At 72.0% G+C, this 12,855-nt stretch carries 2 protein-coding genes; both read right to left on the reverse strand.

Features of this window, described 5'->3' with window-relative positions; genetic code table 11:
* Nucleotides 1–47: 47 nt before the first annotated feature.
* Complete coding sequence (locus ACIBJC_RS00465; RefSeq protein ID WP_399285777.1) at nt 48–1,484, reverse strand: tryptophan 7-halogenase; 1,437 nt, start codon at nt 1,482–1,484, stop codon at nt 48–50.
* A 306-nt stretch (nt 1,485–1,790) separates the two neighbouring features.
* Nucleotides 1,791–12,824, reverse strand: a complete 11,034-nt coding sequence (locus ACIBJC_RS00470; protein ID WP_399285779.1) for a type I polyketide synthase — start codon at nt 12,822–12,824, stop codon at nt 1,791–1,793.
* Nucleotides 12,825–12,855: the final 31 nt, after the last annotated feature.

Here is a 12,855-nt window from a genome sequence, read left to right on the forward strand (position 1 = left end):
GGAGCACCACCGCACCCGCCGGTGGCCGGTCAGCCCGTGGGGGTCCCTCAGGGAGCGGGCTGTTCGGAGCGGGCCCAGTGCATGCCGTCGGGTGACTCGACCAGACCGCCCTCGTACAGGGGGTCGTCCCCCACGCTCTCGCCGAAGACCGCCTGGACCTGAACCCGGGATCCCTGCCAGTGGATCTTCCGCGACCGCTCCAGCAGGTCCGCCCTGCGTTCCCGGCTGACGGAGGGCGCCGTACCGATCAGCGCTTTCTCGTCGGACGCGCCGCCGCCCACCAGTTCCGCGAACGACTCCTCGGCCGAGGCGGAACTCCCGATCACGCTCTTCGCCTCACGGAAGTACGCGTGCTCGTCCTTCTGGAGGTCGTAGAAAGCGGCCAGGAAGTCGTGGAACACGTCGTACTCCCTGCGGTAACGGGCTTCGTACTCTCGGAAGCAGTCGGCCTCGTCGATGGCACCGCGCAGTGTGGTGTTGATCGACCGGGCCGCCAACAGGGCACTGTACGTGGACAGATGAACGCCGGAGGAGAACAGTGGGTCGATGAAGCAGGCTGCGTCGCCGACCAGCACCATGCCGGGCCGCCAGAACTTCTCCTGGATGTAGGAGTAATCCTTGCGGACGCGGACCTCCCCGTAGGGCCCCTCCGTGACCCGCTCCGCATCCGACAGGTAGTCGGCAATGAGTGGGCATTCTTCGATCAGGCCTGCCAGCACCTTTTCCCGGGGCCCGTCCCGGAGGCGTTCCAGCGCCTCACGCCTGAGCACCGCGCCGACGCTGGTGAGCTCATCGGAGAGGGGGATGTACCAGAACCAGCCGAGGTCGAATGACGCGCAGATGATGTTGCCCGTCCCGGGGGCGGGCATGCGCTTTCCGCCGGTGAAATAACCGAATACGGCGATGTTCTGGAACAGCTCCGAGTACTGGCGTGCACCGCCGATCCGCCGGTGAATTCGACTCTTGTTACCCGAGGCGTCCGCCACAAATCGGGCACGGACCTCCCGCCGGACGCCTTCGGCGTCGTCGTACCGCACACCGCAGATCCGGTTCCCCTCCTCAAGAACCGCCACGACCTCGCAGCGTTCGCGGACATCCACACCCTTGCTGCGGGCGTTGTCGAGAAGGATCTTGTCGAACTTCATGCGCTCGACCTGGTAAGCGTAAGAGGTCGGGCCCGAGAATTTCGTGGCAACGGAGAAATCGAAGGTCCAGGGCTCAGCGTTGAGCCCCCACCGGAAGGTACCGCCGTGCTTCTTCATGAAGCCGGAATTCTCCAGCTCCTCCGTGACTCCGAGGAGGCGGCAGATCCCGTGCACGGTGGAGGGGAGCAGTGACTCGCCGATCTGGTGCCGCGGGAAAACCTCCTTTTCCAGGAGCAACACCCGATAGCCCTGGAGTGCCACCAGCGTCGAAAGTGTGGATCCGCCAGGACCACCCCCGACGACCACTACGTCGTAATCTGACTCATCAGCAGAATTCACGCCTTTCCCTGCCTTTCATGTCGTTCGCCGGTGTGGGCAAGGGGTCTCCGAACTTCTGCCAGCATCACGCGTGGGCGGTCAGCCCGGCATCGGCAAGAGCCACGGTTACGCGCTGAGCAAGGTCTCGTCGGGCCCCCACGGTGGAGCGCCCGGAACACCCCGCGGAGAACCGCCCACCACGTAGCGCAGGACGGCGACGTCGAGCACGGTGGAAGTCGGCGCGTGGGTGTTGAGGTGGAACCGGGGCGTCCGCGAGGGCCGCGGACGCGCGGTGTGTCCCGGCCTGCCCGGTAGCGGCCGACGCCGTCATGCCCGCTCCCGTAGCCGCAGCCGGGGCCTCGGACGCCCGGGGGGAGCCGCGTACGTGGCGAGCAGGTGGTCGGTCAGAGCGGTCGGCGTGATGTGGGCGAACACCGTCGCAGCGGTGAGCTGGACGCCCGTGGCGGCGCAGATCCGGTTGCTCAGGCGCATGGCGGTCAGGGAGTCGAACCCCATCTCCGTGAAGCGGCGGCCGGGGGCAATCGCGTCCATGCCGGTGTGCCCCAGCACGGCGGCGGCATGGGAGCGTACGAGTTCCAGAAGTTCCCGGCTCCGTTCGGTCTCGGGCAGTGATCGCAGGCGCCCGGCGAGGGCGGCCGGATCCTCGGCCCGTGTCGCATCGGTGCCGTCGGCCGCGTCCGTCACAAGCCGCCGTACTTCCGGGATCCCGCTGAGCAGCCGTTCCACGAAGCGGGCCTCGGACGCTGCGGTGAAGCGATGCCAGTCGGCGTCGACGACGACGGAGGTCCCGTCCTCCGCCAGTGACCGTTCCATCGCCATGAGTGCCGACCGCGGGTCCATCGGGGTCAGACCGCTGCGCCGGACGTTGCCGCCGGCCTCGCTGCTGCGGACGGCCATGCCTTCGTCGGCCCACGGCCCCCACGCCACCGAGGTGGCCGCCAGCCCCTCGGCCCGCCGCTGCTCGGCCAGGGCGTCCACGAGCGCGTTCGCGACCGCGTAGTTCGCCTGCCCGGCGGAACCCACGACGCCCGCGAACGAGGAGAACAGCACGAACGCCGAAAGCCCCAGGTCCCGCGTGGCCTCGTGCAGATGCCACGCCGCCTCGCTCTTCGACCGCAGGACCTCCTCGAACCGCTCCACGGTCAGCCCCTCCAGCACACCGTCGTCCAGAACGCCGGCCGTGTGAACGACTCCCGTCAACGGTGCCCGCGCTGTCACGCGCGCCACCAGCTCGGCGACGGCCCTCCGGTCGCCCACGTCGCAGGCCACCACCTCCGCCCGCGTACCCAGCTCCTCCAGTTCCCTGCGCACTTCGTCCGCGCCGTCGGCCCCGGGGCCACGGCGGGACACGAGAACGAGGCGCTCGGCGCCTGCGCGTGCCAGCCACCGCGCCACGTGCCTGCCCAACGCTCCCGTACCGCCCGTGACCAGGACGGTTCCCGAGGGTCGCCACCCGGCACCACGATGTCCGTCCGTGGCGGCCCGCACCACACGGCGACAGAACACACCCGCGCCTCGGACCGCCACCTCGCTCTCGCCCGAGCCGCCGGCGAGTACCCAGGCCAGACGATCCATGACCCACCCGTCCAGCACGTCCGGCAGGTCCACCACCCCGCCCCAGCTCTCCGGCGCCTCAAGGCCGGCCACACGTCCCAGGCTCCACACTCCGGCCTGCTCCGTGCTCCGCACCCGTTCCGCGCCGTTCACGGACATGGCCCCGCGGGTGACGCACCAGACCGGGGCGCGCACCCCCAACTCGCCCGCGGCCTGCACCGTGGCCAGCGTCAACGCCACTCCCAGCGGCACCGACCCGCACACCGCGTGCCGTCCCTCCGCCAGCGCCAGCAACGACAGCACGCCGGTGATCCCCGTGTCACCGGCCTGTGTCAGCGCCGCGCGCAACCTTTCGGCCACCGCGCCGCCGTCCGTGGCGCTCGGCGCCAGCTCCACGACCACGGGGGACGCCCCGCGCCCCTCCACCGACTTCACGACGTGCGACATCCACGCGTCCGCGCTGTGCCCCTCGGGGACGACCACCAGCCATGTTCCCGTCGGCCTGCCCGTCCCACCGGCCACCGGCGACCACGCCACCCGGTAGCGCCACGCGTCCACCGATCCCCGCTCCCGCCGACGCCGCCGCCACGCCGACAGCACCGGGAGCGCCGCCGCAAGCGACTCACCCGCTGCGTCTCCGTCCTCGACCGACAGCTCCCTCGCGAGCGCGCTCGTGTCACCGCGCTCCACCGCCTCCCAGAAACCGGCGTCCGCCGGCCCGCCGGGCGCCGTGTCACCGGCGGTCGTCGCAGCGGTCCCGGCGGTCGAGCACAGCCAGAAGTGCTCCCGCTGGAACGCGTACGTCGGCAGGTCCACACGCTGCGGCAAGGAGCCGCCGGCGGCGATGACGGCCGGCCAGTCCACCGCCAGGCCCCGCACGTACGCCTGGGCGAGCCCGTCGACGACGGATCCGGTCTCGTCCACGTCCCCGCGCAGGACCGGCGCGAACACCGCATCGGGCAGGCACTCGTGCCCCATCCCGGAGAGCACACCGTCAGGACCGAGTTCGACGAACGTCGTGACTCCCCGTCCGGCCAGCGCCGCCACCCCGTCGGCGAAGCGCACCGTCTCCCGCACGTGTCGCACCCAGTGACCGGGCGCGCACAACTCCTCGGCCGAGGCCACTTCGCCGGTCACGTTCGACACCACTGGAAGGTGCGGCGCGCGGAAGGAGAGCCCGTCCACCACCTCGCGGAACGGGGCGAGCATCGGCTCCGTCAAGGGCGAGTGGAAGGCGTGCGACACCTTCAGCCGCTTCGTCTCCACGCCCCGTTCCCGCAACGCCCCCACGACCTCGGCGACCGCCGCCTCCCTTCCCGAGAGCACGACGGACGCGGGACCGTTGACCGCCGCGACGCTCACCTCGTCCGCGCGCCCCACCAGCAACGGCACCACCTCCGCCTCCGCCGCCCGCACCGACACCATCACCCCGCCCTCGGGCAACTGCCCCATCAGCCGGCCCCGAGCCGCCACCAGCGCACAGGCGTCGTCCAGCGACAGCACCCCCGCCACGTGTGCGGCCACCACCTCCCCCAACGAATGACCACCCACGAAGTCCGGCCGCACACCCCACGACTCCACCAACCGGAACAGGGCCACCTCGACCGCGAACAGCCCACACTGCGTGAAATCCGCCCGGGCCAAGGCTGTCTCGTCCCCGAACACGACCTCCCGCAACGGCCGCTCCAGCAGGGCGTCGAACCGCGCGCACGCCGCGTCGAAGGCCTCCGCGAACACCGGGAACCTCGCGTACAGCCCCCGCCCCATGCCGATGTGCTGGCTGCCCTGTCCCGAGAACAGCACCGCCGACTTCCCGGGGAGAACGGTGCCGCGCACCACACCGGCCGCCGGTTTCCCCGACGCCAGAGCCGCAAGGCCCGCCACCAGCCCGTCACGCCCCGCAGCGAGCACCACACCCCGGTGCTCGAACACCGACCGGGACGTCACGAGCGACGACCCCACCTGTGCCGGCGACAAGCCGTCGTCGGCCCGTACGAGCTCCGCCAGACGCTCCGCCTGCGCACGCAACGCCGCCTCCGAACGCCCGGAGACCACACACGCCACCACGCCCACGTCGTCCGCCGGTGTCTCCGCACGCTCCTCCTGCGGAGCCTGCTCCACGATCACGTGCGCGTTCGTCCCGCTGATCCCGAACGACGACACGCCCGCACGCCTCGGCCCTCCCTCCCGGGGCCACTCCACCGCGTCCCGCAGCAGCTCGACCCCACCGGCCGACCAGTCCACGTGCGGTGTCGGCTCGTCGATGTGCAGCGAGGGCGGCAGCACGCCGTGCCGCAGCGCGAGCACCATCTTGATCACGCCTGCCACACCGGCAGCCGCCTGGGTGTGCCCCACGTTCGACTTCAACGACCCCAGCCACAAGGGCCGGCCTCCGCCCGCCCGTTCGCGCCCGTATGTGGCCAGCAACGCCTGCGCCTCGATCGGGTCCCCCAGCCTCGTCCCCGTCCCGTGCGCCTCCACTGCGTCGACCTCCGCCGCCGACACCCCCGCATCCGCCAGCGCCGCCCGGATCACCCTCTGCTGTGACGGGCCGTTCGGCGCCGTCAGCCCGTTCGACGCACCGTCCTGGTTCACCGCGGAACCCCGCACCACCGCCAGCACCCGGTGCCCCCGCCGCCGAGCGTCGGACAACCGCTCCACCACCAACACACCGACGCCTTCGGCGAGCGACGTCCCGTCCGCTGCCGCCGCGAACGTCTTGCACCGCCCGTCGGGTGCGAGACCGCGCTGCCTGCTGAACCCCATGAGCGGGCCGGGATCCGGCATGACGGCGACACCGCCGGCCAGCGCGAGATCGCACTCGCCCTGACGCAGCGACCGTACCGCCAGGTGCAGGGCCACCAGCGACGACGAACACGCAGTGTCCACCGTCACCGCGGGTCCCTCGAAACCGAAGGCGTACGCCACGCGCCCGGACAGGACGCTGGCCGCGGTCCCCGTCATCAGGTGGCCTTCGAAACCCTCCACCGCCTCGTGCAGCCGCGGGCCGTACTCCTGGTAGTGGGAGCCGACGAAGACACCCGTCCTGCTGCCGCGCAGCGACGACGCGACCAGCCCGGCGCGTTCGAGCGCCTCCCACGAGGTCTCCAGCACCAGACGCTGCTGCGGGTCCATCGCCAGTGCCTCACGCGGTGAGATCCCGAAGAACTCCGCGTCGAACTCGCCTGCGGCGTAGAGGAAACCGCCCTCGCGCGCGTACGTCCTGCCGGGCGCGTCGGGGTCCGGGTCGTAGATGCCCTGGAGATCCCATCCACGGTCGGTGGGCAGTCCGCCGATCGCGTCCCCGCCGGAGACGACGAGCTGCCACAGCTCTTCGGGGGACGTCACTCCGCCCGGGTAGCGGCAGCTCATCCCGACGATCGCGATGCGGTCGTCCTCGGACGCGCCCTCGCTTCGGCCGGCCGGGGACGTCGCCGCCGCGCCATCGGTGTCGGCCCGCCCCACCAGTTCGGCCAGGATGTACTCGCTCAGCGCCTTGTTGTTCGGGTAGTCGAAGGCGAGCGTGGCAGGCAGGCGCAGCCCGGTCGTCGCACTGAGCAGATTCCGCAGCTCGATCGCTGTCAGCGAGTCGAGGCCGAGATCCTTGAACGCCCGGTCGGACTCGACCGCGTCCGGCGTGGAGTGCCCCAGCACGGCCAGCACCTGCGCGTGGACGAGCTCCAGCACGGTGTGGCCGCGGTCGGCGCGGCTCATGCCGAGCAGCCTCTGCCGCAGTTCGGTGGCCTTGCCGACCGGGCGGCGCGGTTCGACGTGGAGGGGGGTGCGTCGTGCGGGGACCGGCCGTCGTACGAGTCCCTTGAGCAGGGCGGGGATCGCGGTGCCGGAGGCGGCCGGGGCACCGGTGTCCAGCCGGGCGGGTACCACCAGGCTCTCGGCCAGGGCGTGCGCCGCGTCGAAGAGCCGCAGCCCCTCGTCGGACGAGAACGGCACCACACCGACCCGCGCCATCCGCGACAGATCCGCCTCATCGAGGTGCTCCGTCATACCGGAACGCTCGGCCCACATGCCCCACGCCAACGACACACCGGGCAGACCCACCGCATGACGATGCGCGGCAAGCCCGTCCAGAAACGTGTTCGCCGCGGCGTAGTTCGCCTGCCCCGCCGACCCCCACACACCGGCGGCCGACGAGAACAGCGCGAACAGCGCGACATCGTGGTGCCGGGTCAGCTCGTGCAGGTTCCACGCCCCCGCCACCTTCGCCCGCAGCACCGCGGCGACCCGCTCGGGCGTCAGCGACATCACCGTCCCGTCGTCCAACACCCCCGCGGCATGAACCACGCCCGTCACCCCACGCCCCCCGGGCAACCCCGCCAGTACCTTCGCCAGGGCGTCGCGATCGGCCACGTCGCATGCGGCGACGGTCACCGACGCCCCCATGCCGGTCAGCTCCCTCTCAAGCTCCGGCATGCCCTCGGCCGCCGGGCCACGACGACTGACCAGCAGCAGGTGACGCACCCCGCGCTCGGCCACCAAATGCCGGGCCACCAGGCCACCCAGCACGCCCCCCGCCCCCGTCACCAGGACGATCCCCTCCGGGTCCAAGGCGGCCGGAACGCTCAACACCAGTTTCCCCGTGTGCCGCGCCTGACGCATGAACCGGAGGGCCTCACCCGCCCGGCGCACATCCCACACCCGCGTCGGCAACCGCTTGAGCGCACCCTGCTCGAAGAGGCCGACGATCTCCGTGAGCATCGCCCCGATGTGCTCCGGACCCGCTTCCACCAGGTCGAACGCCCGGTATGTCACACCGGGGTGCGCCGCCGCCACCTCGTCGGCTGACCGCACGTCCGCCTTCCCCATCTCGATGAAGCGCCCGCCCTCGCCGAGCAGCCGCAGCGAGGCGTCGACGTACTCACCCGTCAGGGAGTCCAGCACGACATCGATACCACGGTCACCCGATGCCGAACGGAACCGCTGCTCGAACTCCACCGACCGCGACGACGCCAGATGCGCGTCGTCGACTCCCAGACCGCGCAGCACGTCCCACTTGCCAGGGCCGGCGGTGGCGAAGACCTGGAGGTCGAACGTCCGCGCCAGTTGCACCGCCGCCATCCCCACCCCACCGGCCGCGGAGTGGATCAGCAGCGACTCACCGGGCCGCACAGCCGCCAGCTCGCGCAACGCGTACAGCGCCGTCACGAACGCGACCGGAACCGACGCGGCCTCGGTGAACGACCAGCCGTCCGGGATCCGGGTCAGGGTGCGGTGGTCCGCCACCGCCAGCGGCCCGAAACCACCGGTCCACAGACCCATCACGCGATCACCGACGGCGCAGGACTCGACCCCCGGGCCGGTGGCCACCACCACACCGGCTCCTTCGCTTCCCATCAGCGCCCCGTGGTCCGGATACATGCCCAGCGAGATGAGCACATCGCGGAAGTTCAGTCCTGCCGCGCGTACGGCGACGCGTACCTCGAACTCGCCCAGCTCGCGAGCCGCGTCCTCGGCCGGCGCCGGGGTCAGCCCCTCCAGCGTCCGCTCCCCCGAAGGCTCCAGCCGCCATGGCCGCCCCTCGTCCGGGGGCGCCGGCACTGCGCTCGCCGGGCCCCGGGTCAGGCGCGGCACCTGTACCGCACCCCTGCGCACGGCGATCTGAGGTTCGCCGGTCGACACCGCCTCGTGCAGGGCGTCCGGCGAGACGCCGGCGTCGTCCACGTCCAGCAGGACCAACCGCTCCGGGTGCTCGGCCTGCGCCGAGCGCACCAGTCCCCACACGGGGGCCGCGGCCAGATCACGCACGTCCTCACCGGCCTCGACGGCCACCGCCCCCCGCGTCACCACCACCAACCGCGACCCGGCGAACCGCTCCTGGGCCAACCACTGCTGTACCAAGGACAGAACACGGTCGACCGTCGCGGTCACCCCCGGCACAACACCCTGATCGCTCACACCATCAACACACACCACCACGACAGCGGGCACACGTTCGCCGACCTCATCGAGATCCGCATACCTCTGCACCGTCGGCCCCTCGACTGCTCCGAGGTCATCCTCTCCGACCACCGCACACCCCTGCACCCCGGCGTCCGGCCCCGTGGCCGGCGGAGCGGCCACCCACTCCACGCGGTACAGCCACTCCTCCACCCCGGCGGAGGCCGTAAACTCCTCCTCCCCCACCGGACGCGTCATGAGGGCATCCGCCGAGGCCACCGGTGCCCCCGCCGCGTCGGCCACCGCCACCGACACCCCGCCGTCGCCGGTCGGCGCCAGCCGCACCCGCACCGCCGAAGCCCCGACCGCGTGCAACGAGACACCGCTCCACACGAACGGCAACCGGACCCGCCCGGCCCTCGGGGCGGTGTCCGTATCGTCATGGACCGCCCAAACGTGGAGCGCCGCGTCCAGCAACGCGGGATGCACCCCGAACCGGCCCGCCTCGATTCGCGCCTCCTCCGCCAGCGCCACTTCGGCGAAGAGCTCGTCGCCTCGGCGCCAGGCGGCGCGCAGTCCGCGAAACGCCGGGCCGTACGCAAGCCCGGTGGCCGCCAGCCCTTCGTAGAGGCCTGCGGTCCCGACCGCCTGGGCGCCGGCCGGCGGCCAGACGCTCAGCTCCGGGGAGGTCACCGCCGGGCTCTCGGCGGTCAGCATGCCTCGCGCGCAACGCGTCCACGAGTCGTCCGGCGCTCCGTCGTGGCGCGCGTACACGCCGAACTCGCGATGCCCCGTCTCCCGCGGCCCGCTCACGACCAGGTGCACCTGGACCGCGCCGTCCTCGGGCAGCACCAACGGCGTCTCAAGTGTGAGCTCTGCCAGCCGATCACATCCGGCGGCGTCTCCCGCTCGCAACGCCATTTCGACGAACGCCGTGCCGGGCAGGACGACACGGCCCAGCACCGCATGGTCGGCGAGCCAGGCGTGGGTACGGAGCGACAGACGGCCCGTCAGCAGGAAACCACCGGAGTCGGGCAACGGAGCGACGGCGCCCAGCAAGGGGTGCCCGGCCGAGGCCAGCCCTGCCGACGCCAGGTCACCGGCCTCAGCCGCCCCGGAGCCCAGCCAGTAACGGCGGCGCTGGAAGGCGTACGTCGGCAGCTCCACGCGTCGCGCGCCGGTACCGGCGAACACCTCCCGCCAGTCGACGTCGGCGCCACCGGCGTACGCCTCGGCCAGCGAAGTCAGGAACCGCGCCGGTCCGCCCTCGCCACGACGCAGCGTCCCGACCACCGTCGCCTGCGTTCCGTGGTCGTCAGCCGTCTGCTCGATCCCCATGGTGAGTACCGGATGGGCGCCGGCCTCCACGAACACCTGGAAGCCCTCGCCCAGCAGGACCCGTACCGTCTCGTCGAAGCGGACCGTCTGCCGCAGGTTCCGGTACCAGTAGGCGGCGTCCAGCTCCGCCGTGTCCAGCACCCCGCCGGCCACCGTCGAATAGAACGGCACCGCCGACGACCGCGGAGCGATCCCCGCGAGATCGCGCAGCAACTCGTCCTCGATCGCCTCCACATGTGCGGAGTGCGAGGCGTAGTCCACCGGAACCCTGCGCGCCCGTACTCCCTCGCGTTCGCACCGCGCCAGCAGTTCCTCCAGTGCGTCGGTGTCACCCGACACCACTACCGCCGAGGGCCCGTTCACCGCCGCCACCGACAGCCGTCCGCGCCACGCGGACAGCCGCTCCCGCACCTCGGCGACGGACAGGCCGACGGACGCCATGCCGCCCCGGCCCGACAGCGCCCGCAACGCCCGACTGCGCAACGCCACCACCCGTGCCGCGTCCGCCAGCGACAGCCCGCCCGCGACACACGCGGCGGCGATCTCCCCCTGGGAGTGACCGATCACCGCCGCCGGCACCACGCCGTACGCACGCCACAGCTCGGCCAGTGACACCATCACCGCCCACAACGCCGGCTGTACCACGTCCACCCGGCCCAGCCAGCCGTCCCCCTCGGTGCACCGCAGGACGTCCGGCAGCGACCAGTCCACGTGCGGCTCCAACGCGACGGCGCACTCGCCCATCCGCGCGGCGAACACCGGCGAGGAGTCCAGCAGCTCCGCCGCCATCCGGGCCCACTGCGCTCCCTGCCCCGGAAAGACGAGCGCCACCCCGGTGCCGCGTCGTGCGAGCCCGGTGACGAGCCCCGGGGTGTCGTGGCCCGCGACGTACTTCTCCAGTTCGCCCACCGCGCCCGCGTGGTCCGGCGCGAGGACCACCGCGCGGTGGTCGAAGGAGGTTCGGGTGGTCCCGAGGGACAGACCGGTGTGCGCCGCGGCCACCTCCGGATGCCCGCGCACGTGGTCCAGCAGCCGGGCGGCCTGGCCACGCAGGGCCGCCGAGGACCTGGCCGAGAGGACCCACGGGACAAGCGGGAGCGACGCCGGGGCCACCTCGGACGGTACGGCGTCGTCATCCGGTCCGCCGTCCGCTTCGCCCTCCACCGGATCAGAGGCCTGTTCGATGATGGCGTGCGCGTTGGTGCCGCTGATACCGAAGGAGGACACACCGGCCCGACGCGGTCGGCCCGTCTCGGGCCACACGACGGGGTCGGTCAGCAGCCTCACCGGGCCCGCGGACCAGTCGATGTGCGTCGACGGCTCGTCGACGTGCAGGGTGGGCGGCAGCACACCGTGCCGCATGGCCAGCACCATCTTGATCACACCGGCCACCCCCGCGGCAGCCTGGGTGTGCCCGATATTGGACTTCACCGAACCCAACCACAACGGACGGTCCCCAACCCGATCACGCCCGTACGTGGCCAGCAACGCCTGCGCCTCGATCGGATCACCCAGCCTCGTACCCGTACCATGCGCCTCCACCGCGTCGACCTCGCCCGCGGTCAGCCCCGCACTCGCCAACGCCGCCCGGATCATCCGCTGCTGCGCGGGACCGTTCGGTGCGGACAGTCCGCTGCTGGCCCCGTCCTGGTTGATCGCCGTGCCGCGGACGACGGCCAGCACCGGATGGCCGTCGCGGTGCGCGTCGGAGAGCCGCTCCAGGAACAGCATGCCGGCGCCTTCGGCAAGCCCGAAGCCGTCCGCGGCGGCCGAGAAGGGTTTGCACCGGCCGTCCGGGGCGAGCCCGCGCTGCCGGCTGAAGCCGATGAAGGTACCGGGCGTGGCCATGACCGTCACACCGCCGACCAGCGCGCTGGAGCAGTCACCCTGGTGCAGGGACTGCACGGCCAGGTGCAGGGCCACCAGCGAGGACGAGCACGCCGTGTCCACCGTCACCGCGGGCCCCTCCAGGCCCAGCGCGTAGGCGACGCGTCCGGACGCGACGCTGAGGCCGGTGCCGGTCATCAGGTGGCCCTCGACGTCGCCGGCCGCCTTGTGCAGGTGGGGGCCGTAGTCCGGGGCGACGGCCCCGACGAAGACACCGGCCTGGCTCCCCTTGAGCGACGCGGGATCGATGCCCGACCGTTCGACGGCCTCCCACGCCGTTTCCAGCAGCAGCCGCTGCTGCGGGTCCATCGCCAGCGCCTCACGCGGCGAGATCCCGAAGAAGTCGGCGTCGAAGTCCCCCGCGTCGCCGAGGAAGCCGCCCTCGCGGGTGGAGGACGTTCCCGGCCGGTCGGGATCCGGGTCGTACAGGGCGTCGACGTCCCAGCCACGGTCCTCGGGAAAAGCCGAGATCGCGTCCTGTGCCCCTGCCAGCAGCTCCCAGAACTCCTCGGGAGTCCGCACGCCCCCGGGGTAGCGGCAGCTCATCCCGACGATCGCGATCGGCTCCCGCGCCGCCGCCTCCACTTCCTGAAGGCGCCGGCGCGTCTGATGCAGATCGACGGTCACCCGTCGGAGGTAGCCGACGAGCTTTTCTTGTTCCGACATCGATACCTCACGGGATTGGGCTTCGGGAGCT

It is taken from the genome of Streptomyces sp. NPDC050509 (genome assembly GCF_044457965.1).
Taxonomy (GTDB): Bacteria; Actinomycetota; Actinomycetes; order Streptomycetales; family Streptomycetaceae; genus Streptomyces.